General features: G+C 41.2%; 14 protein-coding genes, 6 tRNA genes and 1 pseudogene. 19 read left to right on the top strand and 2 right to left on the bottom strand.

Annotated features, from left to right (window positions below):
- Positions 1–21 precede the first annotated feature (21 nt).
- The 13 genes and pseudogenes from HT729_RS05595 to ccpA all read left to right on the top strand — a co-directional run bounded on the left by HT729_RS05595 (position 22) and on the right by ccpA (position 6,178).
- Positions 22–103: transfer RNA gene (locus HT729_RS05595), tRNA-Leu, on the top strand.
- A gap of 18 nt (positions 104–121) precedes the next feature.
- Positions 122–194: transfer RNA gene (locus HT729_RS05590), tRNA-Thr, on the top strand.
- A gap of 22 nt (positions 195–216) precedes the next feature.
- Positions 217–288, top strand: a tRNA-Gly gene (locus HT729_RS05585).
- Positions 289–295: 7 nt separating this feature from the next.
- Positions 296–381: transfer RNA gene (locus HT729_RS05580), tRNA-Leu, on the top strand.
- An 11-nt stretch (positions 382–392) separates the two neighbouring features.
- Positions 393–466 (top strand) — tRNA-Arg (locus HT729_RS05575).
- Positions 467–481: 15 nt separating this feature from the next.
- A tRNA-Pro gene (locus HT729_RS05570) sits at positions 482–555 on the top strand.
- 603 nt (positions 556–1,158) lie between these two features.
- A pseudogene (locus HT729_RS05565) lies at positions 1,159–1,351 on the top strand (hypothetical protein).
- Entirely contained in the window at positions 1,348–1,512 is a 165-nt protein-coding gene (locus HT729_RS05560; RefSeq protein WP_000709172.1) for a hypothetical protein, read from the top strand. Before HT729_RS05565 ends, HT729_RS05560 begins: the two are co-directional and overlap by 4 nt.
- Positions 1,513–1,528: 16 nt before the next feature.
- Entirely contained in the window at positions 1,529–2,413 is an 885-nt protein-coding gene (locus HT729_RS05555; RefSeq protein ID WP_172931772.1) for an ABC transporter ATP-binding protein, read from the top strand.
- A 1-nt stretch (position 2,414) separates the two neighbouring features.
- Complete coding sequence (locus tag HT729_RS05550; protein ID WP_050228956.1) at positions 2,415–3,152, top strand: ABC transporter permease; 738 nt, start codon at positions 2,415–2,417, stop codon at positions 3,150–3,152.
- Positions 3,152–4,249 (top strand): sensor histidine kinase, encoded by a 1,098-nt coding sequence (locus tag HT729_RS05545; protein WP_172931771.1) that lies wholly within the window; start codon positions 3,152–3,154, stop codon positions 4,247–4,249. Before HT729_RS05550 ends, HT729_RS05545 begins: the two co-directional genes overlap by 1 nt.
- Positions 4,250–4,849, top strand: coding sequence for a response regulator transcription factor (locus tag HT729_RS05540; RefSeq protein WP_023937639.1), 600 nt, complete (start codon positions 4,250–4,252; stop codon positions 4,847–4,849).
- A 318-nt stretch (positions 4,850–5,167) separates the two neighbouring features.
- Positions 5,168–6,178 carry a catabolite control protein A gene (gene ccpA / locus HT729_RS05535; protein ID WP_000990604.1) on the top strand — a complete coding sequence of 337 codons (1,011 nt, stop codon included), beginning with the start codon at positions 5,168–5,170 and terminating at the stop codon, positions 6,176–6,178.
- Positions 6,179–6,392: 214 nt separating this feature from the next.
- Here ccpA and HT729_RS05530 read toward each other — a convergent pair whose 3' ends face one another.
- Entirely contained in the window at positions 6,393–7,355 is a 963-nt protein-coding gene (locus HT729_RS05530; protein ID WP_172931770.1) for an asparaginase, read from the bottom strand.
- A gap of 65 nt (positions 7,356–7,420) precedes the next feature.
- Here HT729_RS05530 and HT729_RS05525 point away from each other — a divergent pair, with 65 nt between their 5' ends.
- Together HT729_RS05525 and HT729_RS12400 are read left to right on the top strand one after the other, a co-directional pair.
- Positions 7,421–8,812 carry a Cof-type HAD-IIB family hydrolase gene (locus HT729_RS05525; protein ID WP_172931769.1) on the top strand — a complete coding sequence of 464 codons (1,392 nt, stop codon included), beginning with the start codon at positions 7,421–7,423 and terminating at the stop codon, positions 8,810–8,812.
- Positions 8,809–8,931 carry a hypothetical protein gene (locus HT729_RS12400; protein WP_275690628.1) on the top strand — a complete coding sequence of 41 codons (123 nt, stop codon included), beginning with the start codon at positions 8,809–8,811 and terminating at the stop codon, positions 8,929–8,931. Before HT729_RS05525 ends, HT729_RS12400 begins: the two co-directional genes overlap by 4 nt.
- A gap of 73 nt (positions 8,932–9,004) precedes the next feature.
- Here HT729_RS12400 and HT729_RS05520 read toward each other — a convergent pair whose 3' ends face one another.
- The gene (locus tag HT729_RS05520; protein WP_172931768.1) at positions 9,005–9,457 is read right to left on the bottom strand and encodes a universal stress protein; all 453 of its coding nucleotides are present in this window, start codon (positions 9,455–9,457) and stop codon (positions 9,005–9,007) included.
- A gap of 171 nt (positions 9,458–9,628) precedes the next feature.
- Here HT729_RS05520 and HT729_RS05515 point away from each other — a divergent pair, with 171 nt between their 5' ends.
- The 4 genes from HT729_RS05515 to HT729_RS05500 all read left to right on the top strand — a co-directional run.
- Entirely contained in the window at positions 9,629–9,928 is a 300-nt protein-coding gene (locus HT729_RS05515; protein WP_000797852.1) for a hypothetical protein, read from the top strand.
- 156 nt (positions 9,929–10,084) lie between these two features.
- Positions 10,085–11,299 carry a pyridoxal phosphate-dependent aminotransferase gene (locus HT729_RS05510; RefSeq protein WP_054388433.1) on the top strand — a complete coding sequence of 405 codons (1,215 nt, stop codon included), beginning with the start codon at positions 10,085–10,087 and terminating at the stop codon, positions 11,297–11,299.
- Between the two features lie 144 nt (positions 11,300–11,443).
- Entirely contained in the window at positions 11,444–11,578 is a 135-nt protein-coding gene (gene rpmH, locus HT729_RS05505) for a 50S ribosomal protein L34 (RefSeq protein ID WP_000831907.1), read from the top strand.
- Between the two features lie 619 nt (positions 11,579–12,197).
- Positions 12,198–15,756 (top strand): YPDG domain-containing protein (locus tag HT729_RS05500; RefSeq protein ID WP_172931767.1); only part of this gene is annotated, 3,559 nt, incomplete at its 3' end.

Here is a 15,756-nt window from a genome sequence, read left to right as displayed (position 1 = left end):
AGCCCAGTACGGGTCATATCTGCGGGTTTGGCGGAATTGGCAGACGCACCAGATTTAGGATCTGGCGCTTAACGGCGTGGGGGTTCAAGTCCCTTAACCCGCATTGAGATATAATAGATGAGCCGGCTTAGCTCAGTTGGTAGAGCATCTGATTTGTAATCAGAGGGTCGCGTGTTCAAGTCATGTAGCCGGCATTTTTAGATAGAAGAAAATAGTGCGAACGTAGTTCAGTGGTAGAACACCACCTTGCCAAGGTGGGGGTCGCGGGTTCGAATCCCGTCGTTCGCTTAGAGAGGCCGGGGTGGCGGAACTGGCAGACGCACAGGACTTAAAATCCTGCGATTGGTAACGATCGTACCGGTTCGATTCCGGTCTTCGGCATAATATAATGAGCACCCTTAGCTCAACTGGATAGAGTACCTGACTACGAATCAGGCGGTTAGAGGTTCGACTCCTCTAGGGTGCATTTTTCTATTTAACTCGGGAAGTAGCTCAGCTTGGTAGAGTACTTGGTTTGGGACCAAGGTGTCGCAGGTTCGAATCCTGTCTTCCCGATTCATTACAGAGATATGTGAGTGTGTATTTTTAAAACTAGATATTATATACATTAAGAGAGAATCAGTTTGGTTCTCTTTTTTTGATTTTCAGTAATTCATTTTGGCAGCGTATACTTTTTGTCTCCAGTCTTTTCAATAAATACCGTAGTTTAGGTAACCACATTGAAATTTAACAGATTTTATATTAAATTGAATTTGGAATAGTATAACATCTCTTCTAAAATATTGTTATAAATTGATTTGGATTCCAAAATTAAATTGTTCGATTCTTATTTCATTTTATTATATAACTCTTATAAATTTAGCCTCCTATAAATTTTTAAGAAAGCAATAGAAGGGTTTTGTTCAACGTATAATATATGTGTTTGCCTGATAAAAATTTCTACTTTTTTTGATTTTAAATAAGTATTAGTTTACATTATGGTGTGAATTGGGTTTGATATCTCTTTTGAGGAAGTTGCCTTAGATTTTTCTAATTGTGTTTTATTGTATAGTGTATCTTGCTTGTTTTGAACATAATTTTTTATGACATTTGTCATATTTTCTAGTGACAGAAGCTTCTATCTCCTCTGATTTCAAAAGACTATAATTGTAGTATCAAATGGAGGAAGAAGAGATAAGAAATAAAATGATTATCGCTGTAAGTCTAGTAGCAGCAGGAGTTATGACCTATCTCATGTTTTCGGGATTGGATGAGGATTTCTATCATTTTCCTTGGGAGGTCTTTGCTGGATTTGGAATGATGTCAAGGTTTGAAATTAGTCTCAGATGTGAAAAAGGAGTTTGAGGAATGAAAAAAGCGATTATCTATCTCTTTATTGGTCTGTCACTCTTGGTATGGTTGGTAGAAATGTTTACAGGTTGGTTTGATCAAGACTTCCTTTACCAATTCATCCGTGGTGCTTGGGGTTTTGGATTTATGATTTTCGTCGTTTTCCCTATGGGAATGGAGTGATTGAAAGGAGAATATTATGAACATGATTAAGGTACAAGGCTTACATAAAAACATCAAGGGTAAGGCTATTTTGAAGGATATTTCCTTTGAGATAGCTGAAGGTGAATGTGTTGCCATGATTGGGCCAAACGGAGCAGGAAAGACCACACTCTTGGACTGTTTGCTCGGAGATAAATTGGTCTCCAGCGGTCAAGTATCTATTAAAGGTTTACCAGTGACGAGTTCAAAGTTAGACTATACTAGGGCTTACCTCCCTCAAGAAAATGTAATCGTTCAGAAATTAAAAGTTAAAGAGTTGATTGCTTTCTTTCAAAAAATTTATCCAAATTCCTTGAGTAACCAGGAAATCAATCAACTATTGCAGTTTGATCAGCAACAGAAAGAGCAATTCGCAGAAAAATTGTCAGGCGGGCAAAAGCGTCTCTTCTCTTTTGTCTTGACCTTGATTGGGCGACCAAAGCTTGTCTTTTTAGATGAACCAACTGCTGCCATGGATACTTCAACTCGTCAACGCTTTTGGGAAATTGTTCAGGAGCTAAAAGCGCAGGGAGTCACCATTCTCTATTCGTCCCATTATATTGAGGAAGTGGAACACACCGCAGACCGCATTTTGCTCTTAAATAAGGGAGAGTTGATTCGCGATACAACACCACTAGCCATGCGTAGCGAGGAAATAGAAAAGCACTTTATCCTTCCTATATCTTATAAGGAAGTCGTTGAGCAGTCTAACTTGGTTGAAAAATGGACTCAAAAACAAGATGCTCTGCAAGTAGTCACACGAGAAGCAGATGCTTTCTGGGAACTGTTAGTTCAAGCAGGATGTAGCATACAAGAAATTGAAGTTAATAATCGTAGTTTGCTGGATACAATCTTTGAAGAAACGCAAAAAGGAGATGACTAAGATGAAACGATGGATGGCACTAAACAAGATAGAATTTCTATTGACCAAACGGCAATCAGTCTATTATTTATTATCAGTAGGGATGCCGACAGCTTTCTATTTATTCTTTTCTGGCATGTACCAGGAGACACCAGGTGGACCAGCGAATTTTATGCGTGATTACCTCATCTCCATGACGGCTTTTTCCATGATGTCGACAGCTATCTTTTCATTACCAGCTGTCTTACATACCGATAAGATCAACAACTGGCAGAAAACATTACGTCATAGTCCTGTAAATATGGTAGAATATTATCTATCAAAGATAACAAGTATGCTGGTTGATTATTTGGTTTCAATCTTGGTGGTTTTCTCAGTTGGGCATTTTGTAAGAGGTGTGGATATGCCTTTAGCAAGCTGGGTTGGAGCTGCGATTTTGCTGATTATGGGAAGTATTGCTTTTGTAGCGCTTGGCTTGGCCTTGACTCTCTTACCAACTAGTCAGCTGATGTCTGTCGTGGGCAATCTTCTTTACCTTGGCTTGGCTGTTTTAGGTGGGCTCTGGATGCCTATCTCTTTATTTCCAGACTGGATGCAAGCAGTCGGTAAGTGTCTCCCGACCTATCAGTTGATGGAGTTGCTCAAGACCTTCTTAAACAAGGGTGGCATCAATCTATCAGCCACAGTTTATTTACTTGTTTTTTCAGCAGTTTTATTTGGTTTGACTATTTACCTTCAAGGTCATAAGGAGAATGCTTAATGCTTGAAAGACTGAAAAGCATACACTATATGTTTTGGGCCAGTTTGATTTTTATGCTTTTTCCCATCCTACCTGTAGTGATTGGGGAGCTTCCTGCTTGGCATTTATTGGTTGATATTCTATTTGTAGTGACGTATTTGGGTGTTTTAATAACTAAGAACCAGCGCCTATCTTGGCTTTTCTGGGGGATCATGCTGGTCTATGTAGCTGGGAATACTGTCTTAGTTCATGGCAACTATGTCTGGTTCTTCTTTTTCCTTGCCAATCTCTTGATTTATCATTTTAGAGTGCGTAGTTTAAAGTCTTTACATGTATGGACATTTTTCCTTGCTCAAGTCCTTGTTGTGGGGCGACTTTTGATTATTCAGAGAATCGAAGTTGAGTTTCTAGTCTATATGCTTGGAATTCTTACTTTTGTCGATTTGATGACTTTGGGCTCGGTTCGGATTCGCCTTATCGAGGATTTGAAAGAAGCTCAGGTCAAGCAAAATGCCCAGATAAATCTATTGCTTGCTGAAAATGAACGCAGTCGTATCGGTCAGGATTTGCATGATAGTCTGGGACATACTTTTGCTATGCTGAGTGTCAAGACAGATTTAGCCTTGCAGTTGTTTCAGATGGAGGCTTATCCACAGGTGGAAAAGGAATTAAAAGAAATTCACCAGATCAGTAAGGATTCCATGAATGAAGTGCGAACCATTGTGGAAAATCTTAAGTCTAGAACTTTGACATCCGAACTAGAGACTGTGAAAAAGATGTTAGAAATTGCTGGAATTGAGGTGGAAATAGCTAATCAACTAGATACAGCTAGCTTAACTCAGGAATTGGAGTCAACGGCTTCCATGATTTTGCTTGAATTAGTGACCAATATCATCAAACATGCTAAAGCGTCTAAGGTCTACTTAAGATTAGAACGGACAGAGAAGGAACTCATTCTAATAGTGAGAGATGATGGCTGTGGCTTTACTTCTATAAAGGGGGGTGACCTCCATACAGTCCGAGAACGTGTCCTTCCATTTTCGGGAGAGGTAAAGGTGATTAGTCAGAAACATCCAACGGAAGTGCAAGTTCGACTACCTTATAAGGAGAGAAAATAGATGAAAGTATTAGTCGCAGAAGATCAAAGTATGTTGCGAGATGCTATGTGCCAGTTGCTTGCCTTTCAAGCAGATGTAGAGTCTGTCCTCCAAGCCAAGAATGGGCAGGAAGCAATTCAACTATTAGAAAAGGAGTCTGTAGATATCGCCATCCTTGACGTAGAAATGCCTGTTAAGACAGGTCTCGAGGTTTTGGAGTGGATACGATCAGAAAAGCTAGAAACAAAGGTGGTTGTGGTGACGACCTTCAAGCGTGCTGGGTATTTTGAACGTGCGGTCAAGGCTGGAGTGGATGCTTATGTATTAAAGGAACGAAGCGTTGCAGACCTCATGCAAACCTTGCACACCGTCCTCGAAGGACGCAAGGAGTATTCACCTGAATTGATGGAAGTGGTGATGACGCATCCCAATCCATTAACAGAACAAGAAATCGCAGTCTTAAAGGGAATTGCTCAGGGTTTCTCTAACCAAGAAATTGCAGATAAACTTTATCTATCCAACGGAACAGTCCGAAACTATGTCACCAATATTCTTTCGAAACTAGATGCAGGTAATCGAACAGAGGCAGCTAATATCGCGAAAGAATCTGGTTGGTTGTGATACTATCATAACGCGAAAACCATTATGTGTTAAAATTAAAATTATTCAATCAAACAATTTGTAACTTGAGGGGGCTTAGTTTCCTCCTTTTTGTTTCGTCTAAGGTGGTAGCAAGGAGCTAAACCTAGGCTTTCTATGAAATTTTTTCAATCAATCCTCAAAAAACACTTGAAAGTGTTTACAATTAGTGATAGAATGGAATAAGTAAAAATATGAAAACGAAATTTTCACATCTTCACTTTTGTAAGTAGATATAGAGCTTTAATCGGTGCCTCTACTTGTAAAAGAATGTGTGGGATAGAAAGGACAGGAAAAGGAATGAATGCAGATGATACAGTAACCATTTATGATGTCGCTCGTGAAGCAGGTGTTTCCATGGCGACGGTCAGCCGTGTGGTTAATGGCAATAAAAATGTAAAAGAGAATACCCGTAAAAAAGTGTTAGAGGTAATTGATCGTTTGGATTATCGTCCAAATGCAGTTGCGCGTGGTCTTGCAAGTAAAAAGACAACCACTGTCGGTGTCGTGATTCCAAATATTACCAATGGTTATTTTTCGAGTTTGGCTAAGGGGATTGATGATATTGCAGAAATGTACAAGTACAATATTGTCCTAGCTAATAGCGATGAAGATAACGAGAAAGAAGTTTCTGTTGTCAATACCCTCTTTTCAAAGCAGGTAGATGGCATTATCTTTATGGGGTATCACTTGACAGATAAAATTCGCTCAGAATTTTCGCGTTCACGTACTCCGATTGTTCTCGCAGGAACTGTGGATGTAGAGCATCAGCTTCCAAGTGTCAATATTGACTACAAACAAGCTACGATTGATGCAGTGACCTACCTCGCTAAAGAAAATGAGCGCATTGCTTTTGTCAGTGGTCCACTAGTGGATGACATCAATGGTAAGGTTCGTTTGGTTGGTTACAAGGAAGCTTTGAAAAAAGCAGATATTCCTTATAGCGAAGGCTTGGTATTTGAATCTAAATACACTTATGAAGATGGCTATGCCTTGGCAGAGCGCTTGATTTCATCAAATGCAACTGCAGCAATTGTAACAGGTGATGAGTTGGCGGCAGGTGTCTTGAACGGTTTGGCTGATAAGGGTGTTTCTGTACCAGAAGAATTTGAGATCATTGCCAGTGATGATTCGCAAGTCTCTCGCTTTACCCGTCCAAACTTGACAACTATTGCCCAACCTCTTTATGACCTTGGTGCCATTAGTATGCGTATGTTGACTAAGATTATGCACAAGGAAGTGTTGGAAGAACGTGAAGTTCTATTATCTCATGGATTAACAGAACGACGTTCAACACGAAAACGGAAATAGAAAAAATCAGGGAATCGAGAAGATTTCCTGATTTTGTGCTCTTAAACAAGAGATGTTGACTTAATAAATACCATAGAGCGGACTAGGCGGCTGGTTAAAGGCTGCGCAACACACTGCTTTGAGCTTGTAGATGAAACTGATGAAGTCAGCTCAAGTCCCTGCTTTGAGCTTGTAGATGGAAGCTGACGTGGTTTGAAGAGATTTTTCAAGAGTCTTAGCCTTCCATATAGTCTTTCAAAGGCTGTCCTGTTAGTCCGGCATTAAGGGCGATGAGGAGTTTCAAGCGGGCTTTTTGGGCGTTGAGTTCTTTAATAAAGAAGACACCAGATTTTTGTAATTGCACGCCCCCACCCTGGTAGGCATAAACAGGTTCTGCTATACCGTTAAAGCATCGTGATACCAGAGCGACTGGGATTCCTTTTTGCAGAAGGTTTTCTAATTTTTGAGCCGTTTCTTTGGGAATATTACCAGCTCCGAAGGCTTGGATAATCAAACCGTCCAAGTGTTCTAAATCCAGCATATCAATCAGCTCATCTGTCATACCAGCATAAGCCGAGATGATAGGGACTAAACCTTGTATGTGATCAAGGTCAAAGCGAACACGAGGTTCAGCTGTTTTGAAGTAGAGGATTTCCTGTTTCATGATGAGACCGAGGGGGCCATGTGTTGGAGTCTGGAAGGTGCTGACATTAGTCGTATGTGTTTTGGTGACATACTTGGCAGCGTGGATTTCATCGTTCATAACGACCAAAACTCCTTTGTCAGCAGCCTTGTCATCGCTAGCTACCCGCAAAGCACTTAGGTAATTATAAACACCATCACTACCGAGTTCATTGGAGCTTCGCATGGCTCCTGTTAGAACGATGGGCATGTGGGGAATTTTCATGGTATCAAGGAAATAGGCTGTTTCCTCTAAAGTATCGGTTCCGTGTGTGATCACCACCCCATCGTAATTATCTGCTTCCTCTTTGATTTTTTGGTAGAGAGCCAGCATATGTTTGGGTTTGATATGGGGGCTTGGCAGATTAAAAAAGTCCAAGGCATGAACTTGGATTCCTTCAAGTGGGTTGGATACATGATTCATAGGATTATCTGAACTGGTCACAACAGCGCCAGAAGCATCGGCCTGCATGGAAATAGTCCCACCCGTATGTAAAACAAGGATTTTCTTAGGCATGATTTACTTACTCTTTCTGAAATGTGGTATAATCATTGTATCACAAAAGGGGAGATTGGGATAGGATGGAAGTCAAAGCTGTTTTTTTTGATATCGATGGAACACTAGTCAACAATCGCAAGAGTGTTTTGAAATCCACTAGGGACGCGATTAAGATTGTTAAAGAACAAGGGGTGCTTGTCGGTGTAGCGACAGGACGAGGACCTTTTTTTGTTAAGGAATTGATGGACGATTTGGACCTGGATTTTGCGGTAACCTATAATGGCCAGTACATCTTTAGTAAAGACAGAGTCTTGTTCACGAGCCCTATTTCCAAGTTGCACTTGCGCCATCTAATTAGCTATGCTAAAAAAGAGGGCAAGGAGATTGCCCTAGGGACCAAGGATGCCATGTTGGGTTCCAAAATCATGTCTTTTGGTTTGGGTTCTTTTTCCCAACGAATCAGTCGCTTCGTTCCCTCTGTTTTAACTCGGACGGTGAGTCATTCCTTTAATCGCATGGTCAGTAAGGTTGTTCCCCAAAAGGAAGAAGACCTGCTTCATCTGATGAATCAGCCTATCTACCAAGTTTTGATGCTGATGACGCCAGAAGAATCTGAGAAGGCGGCAGCTGATTTTGAAGACTTGAAATTGACACGTAGCAATCCTTTTGCTGCGGATGTCATCAATCAAGGAAACTCTAAATTGGAAGGCATTCGACTAGTCGGGAAAGAATATGGCTTTGACCTCAACCAAGTCATGGCCTTTGGTGACTCAGATAACGATCTTGAAATGCTGGCGGGTGTCGGTATGTCTGTGGCTATGGGAAATGGTAGTAGCAGTGTCAAGGAAGTTGCCAAGCACATTACCACCAGCAATCAACAAGACGGAATCCACAAGGCCTTGGAACATTTTGGTGTTTTGGCTTCAGAAAAAGTCTTTGTCAGCCGTGACTATCATTTCAATAAGGTCAAGACCTTCCACCATATGATGGATGAACGGACTCAAGAAGAACCTCGAGCTTGGGATTTAGAAGGTGCAACCCATAGGGCTGGCTTTAAAATAGAAGAATTGGTGGAGTTTGTTCGAGCAGCCAGTCCTTCTGAAGAGGACTTTGGTCAAGCTCTATCGCAACTTCATCAGGCTCTTGATAAGGCGGCAGATAAAGTAGCCAAGAAGACGCCTGCCCAGCAAGATTTGATAGGGCAAGTGGATGCCTTGATTGACACGCTTTACTTTACCTACGGTAGTTTTGTCTTGATGGGGGTGGATCCAGAACGTATTTTTGATATTGTCCACCAGGCCAATATGGGGAAAATTTTTCCAGATGGCAAGGCTCATTTTGATTCAGTGACCCACAAAATCTTAAAACCAGATAATTGGGAAGAAAAATATGCTCCAGAACCTGCTATTAAAAAGGAACTGCAGCGCCAGCTCAAGGCTTATGAGCGTCATAAAGAGAGAAATAATACTCAATGAAAATCAAAGAGCAAACTAGGAAGCTAGCCGCAGGTTGCTCAAAGCACTGCTTTAAGGTTGTGGATAGAACTGACGAAGTCAGCTCAAAACATGTTTTTGAGGTTGCAGATGGAAGCTGACGTGGTTTGAAGAGATTTTCGAAGAGTATAAACAGTAAACAAAAAGGAGCTGGGGGCTCCTTTTTATTTACGATTATAAGGTTTTCTCTTGTTCTCTCACCACCAGCAAATCGACCTTAGCATGGCGGAGGATGTATTCAGATGAAGAGCCGACCAAGAGGCGTTCAAAGGCGTTGAGACCGGTTGCGCCAAGGAGGATGAGGTCCACTTCCTCAGCATCGGGAATAGTACGTGCCAGTAGGGTCTTTGGATTTCCCATTTCAATGACGATATGAACATCGGCCACACCAGCATCTTTAGCACGTTTTTCGTACTCTTTCATCAGACTTCCAGCGTCGACTTGGAGTTGTTCGTAAACTTCAGCATCAAAGGTGGATACGCTTTGGAGAGCGCGTGTGTCAATGACATGGGCGATGGTGAGTTTAGCGTCGTTTCGTAGAGCAGAATGAACTCCCTTGACAAAAGCCAAGTCTGCTTCCTTAGAACCATCGATTGCGACCATGATATTTTGGTAACGTTGTGCCATAATGAAACCTCCTGAAATTTTCTTACTATCATTGTAAACCTTTTCACTATAGAAGTAAAGCAAAAAAAGTATTTTTCAAAAAATGGTAGCGCTCGACATATACATGTATATATGTTAAAATATATAAAAAAGAGTGAGAGTGAAGATAGAATAGATTGGAGAGGAGTGGTTATGAAAAACTCTTTTCAAGAATCAAAAAAAATAAATTTCCTTTATTATGGAATCATCTTAGCTTCGGTCTTGGTAGAAGTGATCATGATCTGGCAATTAGATAGGTTGATTCCGCTTCTTTATCCAGGTTTTGTTGGCTTTTTAGTCTTTCATTTACTCTACCATTTGGTATTATTCCTAGTCGCTAAAAGAAGTGGTCGCTGGGATTACTTGATGATATGGGGGCTTTTCCTCATGTTCAATCTTCTCTATGACTCCTTTTTAGGCTTGCTTTTTCTAGGTTTATCTTTTGGTATGTGATCTTTCTTTGGCAAAACACCTGCTATTTCACTTGTCTTGACCTCGCTTTTAGCGAGGGTTTTCTTCTATATAAATCTAGTAACAGCTTCCAGCAAACTTGTCGCATTCTTTTTCTAGTGGTATAATGTTACTAGTCTGATGAATGGAGGAAACAAGATGAAAGAATATAACAAGTCTAGTAAGTTAGAGCATGTTGCTTATGATATCCGTGGTCCGGTTTTGGAAGAAGCCATGCGGATGCGAGCAAATGGAGAAAAGATTTTGCGTCTGAACACAGGAAATCCAGCAGAATTTGGCTTTACAGCGCCAGATGAGGTCATTCATGACTTGATTATGAATGCGCGTGATAGTGAAGGATATTCTGACTCCAAAGGGATTTTTTCAGCCCGTAAGGCCATCATGCAGTACTGCCAACTGAAGAAATTCCCAAACGTAGATATTGATGATATTTACCTTGGAAATGGTGTCAGTGAGCTGATTGTCATGTCCATGCAGGGGCTTTTGGACAATGGGGATGAGGTCTTGGTGCCTATGCCCGACTATCCTCTCTGGACAGCGGCTGTCAGCCTAGCTGGGGGAAATGCCGTTCACTATATCTGTGATGAAGCTGCAGAATGGTACCCTGATATTGCGGATATCAAGTCAAAAATCACTTCCAATACCAAGGCAATCGTCCTTATCAATCCAAACAACCCAACTGGAGCCCTTTATCCGAAGGAACTCTTGCTGGAGATTATTGAGATTGCCCGTCAAAACGACTTGATCATCTTTGCGGATGAGATCTATGATCGCATGGTCATGGATGGGCATGTGCATACGCCTGTGGCGAGTCTGGCACCGGATCTCTTCTGTGTCAGCATGAATGGTCTGTCAAAATCGCATCGTATCGCTGGTTTCCGTGTGGGTTGGATGGTCCTGTCTGGCCCTAAGACTCATGTTAAGGGCTATATCGAAGGGCTCAATATGCTGTCCAATATGCGCCTTTGCTCTAACGTTTTGGCCCAACAAGTCGTCCAAACCTCCTTAGGTGGTCACCAATCAGTCGATGAATTGCTCCTTCCTGGTGGACGGATTTATGAACAAAGAAACTTCATCTACCATGCCATTCAAGAGATTCCAGGTTTGTCTGCCGTTAAACCCAAGGCGGGTCTCTATATCTTCCCCAAAATCGACCGCAATATGTACCGTATCGATGATGATGAGCAGTTTGTCCTTGATTTCTTGAAGCAGGAAAAGGTGCTCTTGGTTCATGGTCGCGGTTTTAACTGGCAGGAACCAGACCACTTCCGTATCGTTTACCTTCCTCGTGTCGAGGAACTAGCCCAAATCCAAGAAAAGATGACTCGTTTCTTAAAACAGTATCGCAGATAGGGCTTACATGAGAAAAAGCTGGAAACAATTGCCTAGAGCTATTGACAAAAGTGACAGAATCAGATAGAATGGTAAAGTATGTTTAGTAACTGATCACTTTATAGCCGGCTAAACGAATACAAAATCTATGAGGAGGTATTCATCGTGAAACGTACTTATCAACCAAGTAAACTTCGTCGTGCGCGCAAACACGGATTCCGTAACCGTATGTCAACTAAAAATGGTCGTCGCGTATTGGCAGCTCGTCGTCGTAAAGGACGCAACGTTTTGGCTGCCTAGTCCAAACCACGGAGAAGGAAAGTCAGTAGTAACTCGAGTCTACTGGCTTTTATTGTGCTTAAAAATAGGGGCAAGAGTAGATGAACCCGGTGTCAAAGATAGAGTAGCTGGAAGCTAGGATAGTAGATAGCGACTGCTAAAACAGTTCTAGAAATTGCTTTGCATTTCCTAATCAATCTGTTGCGTTTTTATTTCCTTTCCTGTAGATCTGTCTGGTAAAGGAAGGGCTCGTCATAAGCTATAGTAGATTGAAACGAGAATAGGACACCTCTACTTCTAAAACATCTAATTTTTAGGAGGGCTGGATGGCTATCTTGATGATAGAACTTTCAGTGGGATTCAGCGATGAAAAAAATGATAAAAGTGTCAGGATAAGTGTTGACTAATTTTATCAAAGTGGTATAATGTAGCTGTGATAGCTGTGATAGCTGTGATAGCTGTGATAGCTGTGATAGCTGTGATATTATAGTTGCTTGAGGCTTAAGGGTGACCTAGTATCATCTCCTATCATTTACTCACTAGTAAGAATCACGGTGCTGTTTCTAGCTTCACTCTCTGAAAGAGTGGGAGTTGGGAAACTTATTTTTTATTATATCATTAGTCTTCTTAAGGAGGTAACATGGAAGATAAATCGAATTCACTCAGTAGGGTAAAGCGCCATCAACGCGAAAAAGTCTTGCGCTTCTCTATTCGTAAATATAGCTTTGGTGCAGCTTCTGTTGCGGTTGCGGCTCTTATGTTTATGGGGGCCAACGTCGTGAGTGCAGATAGCCCAAGCCAAAACACGTCGTCATCGACTACTGGTCTAGCTAGCCCGAAAGATGGGGAGCAGTCGTCTGAAGCAGGGCAGGCAAGGGATGAAAATCAAGCCGAAGTAGCCAGTGAGCCTTCAGCAAATAACGAAGCTCAACCTGCTGAAGAGAAAGCTGCTACAGTTGATAACAGCCGCTTGAGCAAGCTAGTGGAAGAGGTAAGTGCTCTTCTTTCTACCGACTCGAAGCACGATTCTTCAGTTGTAAGTCCTATTAAGGAGCGACTTCAAAAAGGAAAAGAATTATTAGCCCGTGCTGATGCAGGTCAAGGGGAACTTGACAGTCTTGCTGAGAAGTTGGAAAAAGACTTGGCAGTCTTATCAAGTTCTTCTAAAGAAGAAAGTCAGCCGCAGGGAAGTGAATCAGCGGATAAAAATGCCTCTTCTGAAAGGAGCGACCATAAGGAGGAGGGTTCAGACAGGGCTGCTTCTGCATCTGTGCCAGAAAACAAACCTAGAAGATCTAAGAGGGCTCTGGAATCTGTCCCGAGTACTGTTAACGAAGGTGCTTTGTCTGATGTCAGATACTTTGCTTCTGTTGATCCATCTACTAACAATGGTAACAAAACAAGAAATAATGATGAAGATTTCACTAGAAATAAGACAGTAATCCGTGCAAGGTATCAAGAAGAAGGTGGACAAAAATGGATGGTCTACGATGTCTTCTTCAATAACGATGGACGGCAAATGGTGGAACGTTCATACCAGCAACAGTATTATTTCCAAGCTCCTTTTAATATCATGCATCACTCTAACACGGTAAAAGATTTGAGTTTCACTCGATACTCTAAACAGGGTGGATACAGGCTTTCTGATGGGAATGCCGGATTTCAACAATATGGAAATACAGCCAAAATCGATAATCCGTGGGTGCAGCACGAGTATATCTTTAATAATGATTATATCAGTTTGTATGATCCACGTTCAGGAGTAAATAGAGATAATCAGCGCTGGGATGTATTCAAGCATAACGAAAAAGACACTTTTCTAAATACTCTTACAAAAAAAGAAAACGGTAGATATCCAGACTTATCATATTATTTGGGGATTAAGGTTGGACAACAAAGTTTGTCGCATGCTGTTCACATGCATGCGAAGATTAGACTTAAAGACAATGTGACTGCTGAGGAAGCGGCTAAATACGGTCGTGTCTACGCTGCCACGACAACATACGGAAAAACGACTCATCAGTCTTATATTGTGGGAGCATCAGGTGCTAGGTTAGAGACGACCACAGACGCAGAAACCTACCCTATCAAAGGTAGTTCACACACCAAAACGGTGGGAGATAGTCTTCCAAATACAGATAACCCTGTAGCTGATAAGTATGTCACTTCAAAAAGTGGTAAAGACTTCCCACCAAGAATGACTTGGAGCTGGCAAAATGATCGTAAACCAAGTACAAATCAAGCTGGAGTCTTTACTTATAAAGTAATTGCCAGATATGGGGATGGTTCATCATCAGAAGATGCTAACTCAGGCTCAGACGGAACTGTTAAGCTTACAGTTAAACCTAAAAAACCAACTATTACAGGCTTTGAGAACAAGAAAGGTCTCACTGGACAACAACTTACAGTGAATGTAGGAAGTGGAGTGCCAAAAGGTTCTAAAGTTAATATTTACGATGGAACTAAGCTGATCGGAACTGGAACAACTGATGGAGAGACTGCAACCGTTACAGTTGAAGGAGCTTTACCAGGTTCTCCTATTACTGCTGAAACCATTGTTAACAATGGTGGAGAGGTGAAATCAGAACGAAGTGACGCTGTAACACCAACAGAAGCACCAGACAAACAAGCCCCAACCTTGACCATCACACCAGCAAGCCAAACGGTAACAGAAGGTCAAGAGGCAACATTTACAGTTACAGCGACGGATGATAAGAAGGCTAAGCTGGATCTTAGTGATTTGATAGCCAAATACGGTGATAGGTTTATTAAAGCGCAAGCATTTACAGAAGCAAAAGGAAGTACAGAGACTAAACAAATCAGAAAAATCACCCTTAAAGCCCTACCAGAAGATGTTGGTAAAACGCAGACAATTACCTTCAAGGCTACTGATGAAGCAGGTAATAAAGCAAATCCGGTAACATTTACTTTCACTGTCACAGCTGGGGATAAGATGGGACCAACCATTACAGCAGCAGATGCTACAGTAACTAAAAACGAACCAATTACTCCAATCCCTGTAACAGCTGTAGATAATACAGGTGGTGTTGGCTTGCGTGATAATAATCCAATAGAGGTAAGCAATTTACCACAAGGATTAAAATATGAAAATGGCAAGATTACAGGGACTACGAATGCTGCGACAGGATTCTATACTGTAAAAATTAAAGCATATGATAAAAATAATAATTCTTCAGAAAAAACAATAAAAATCACTGTTGAAGAGCAAGCTAGCAAATATAATCCGACAGGAGAAACATTAACAGTTCCGTATAACCATAACATTACGGATGATGAAGTGAAGGAAAAAGTACAAAACTTTGCTCCAGGAACTTTAACGGTACAAAGTAAACCGTCAACAAATACATCAGGTAATGTAGGAAATGCGGTAGTGAAAGTAACATACCCAGATGGTTCACATGATACAGTAAATATTCCAGTAGTTGTAGGACGTCCAAATAAAGATGATTACACACCGAAGTACAATGATGGTAGTGGTAAACCAGGAGCATCAGTAGACATCCCAGTAAGTGAAGCGAACGGTAAGAAAATTCCAACAGGAACAACCTTCGAAAGTGGAACACCAGGAATCACAGTCGATGATAAAGGAAAAGTCACTGTTACAATTCCAAAAGAAGCTAAACCAGGAAACAAGATTACCGGTAAAGTAACGGTAACCTATCCAGATGGCTCGAAAGAAGAAGTTCCAGTAACGGTTACAGTAGGTGAACAAGATAAAGATATCTACACACCGAAATACAATGATGGAAATGGCAAACCAGGAACTAAGGTGGAAATTCCATTAACAGAAGAGAATGGTAAGAAAATTCCAACAGGAACAACCTTCGAAAGTGACCAACCAGGAGTTATCACAGTAGATAAAGATGGAAAAGTCACTGTCACAATTCCAAAAGAAGCTAAACCAGGAAACAAGATTACCGGCAAAGTAACGGTAACCTATCCAGATGGCTCGAAAGAAGAAGTTCCAGTAACGGTTACAGTAGGTGAACAAGATAAAGATATCTACACACCGAAATACAATGATGGAAATGGCAAACCAGGAACTAAGGTGGAAATTCCATTAACAGAAGAAAATGGTAAGGACATTCCAACGGGAACAACCTTCGAAAGTGACCAACCAGGAGTTATCACAGTAGATAAAGATGGTAAAGTCACTGTCACAATTCCAAAAGAAGCTA

It is taken from the genome of Streptococcus sp. 79 (assembly GCF_013277425.1).
GTDB lineage: Bacteria > Bacillota > Bacilli > Lactobacillales > Streptococcaceae > Streptococcus > Streptococcus pseudopneumoniae.
The sequence above is the reverse complement of the archived record's forward strand: the minus strand, read 5'-3'. Positions and strand labels throughout refer to the sequence as shown.

Excerpts from the sequence above, each read along its gene's own strand:
- HT729_RS05525 (WP_172931769.1), top strand. The coding sequence starts at position 7,421 with ATGGAAGTCAAAGCTGTTTTTTTTGATATCGATGGAACACTAGTCAAC.
- HT729_RS12400 (WP_275690628.1), top strand. The coding sequence starts at position 8,809 with ATGAAAATCAAAGAGCAAACTAGGAAGCTAGCCGCAGGTTGCTCAAAG.
- HT729_RS05540 (WP_023937639.1), top strand. The coding sequence starts at position 4,250 with ATGAAAGTATTAGTCGCAGAAGATCAAAGTATGTTGCGAGATGCTATG.
- HT729_RS05545 (WP_172931771.1), top strand. The coding sequence starts at position 3,152 with ATGCTTGAAAGACTGAAAAGCATACACTATATGTTTTGGGCCAGTTTG.
- HT729_RS05550 (WP_050228956.1), top strand. The coding sequence starts at position 2,415 with ATGAAACGATGGATGGCACTAAACAAGATAGAATTTCTATTGACCAAA.
- HT729_RS05515 (WP_000797852.1), top strand. The coding sequence starts at position 9,629 with ATGAAAAACTCTTTTCAAGAATCAAAAAAAATAAATTTCCTTTATTAT.
- HT729_RS05560 (WP_000709172.1), top strand. The coding sequence starts at position 1,348 with ATGAAAAAAGCGATTATCTATCTCTTTATTGGTCTGTCACTCTTGGTA.
- HT729_RS05555 (WP_172931772.1), top strand. The coding sequence starts at position 1,529 with ATGAACATGATTAAGGTACAAGGCTTACATAAAAACATCAAGGGTAAG.
- HT729_RS05530 (WP_172931770.1), bottom strand. The coding sequence starts at position 7,355 with ATGCCTAAGAAAATCCTTGTTTTACATACGGGTGGGACTATTTCCATG.
- ccpA (WP_000990604.1), top strand. The coding sequence starts at position 5,168 with ATGAATGCAGATGATACAGTAACCATTTATGATGTCGCTCGTGAAGCA.
- HT729_RS05520 (WP_172931768.1), bottom strand. The coding sequence starts at position 9,457 with ATGGCACAACGTTACCAAAATATCATGGTCGCAATCGATGGTTCTAAG.
- HT729_RS05510 (WP_054388433.1), top strand. The coding sequence starts at position 10,085 with ATGAAAGAATATAACAAGTCTAGTAAGTTAGAGCATGTTGCTTATGAT.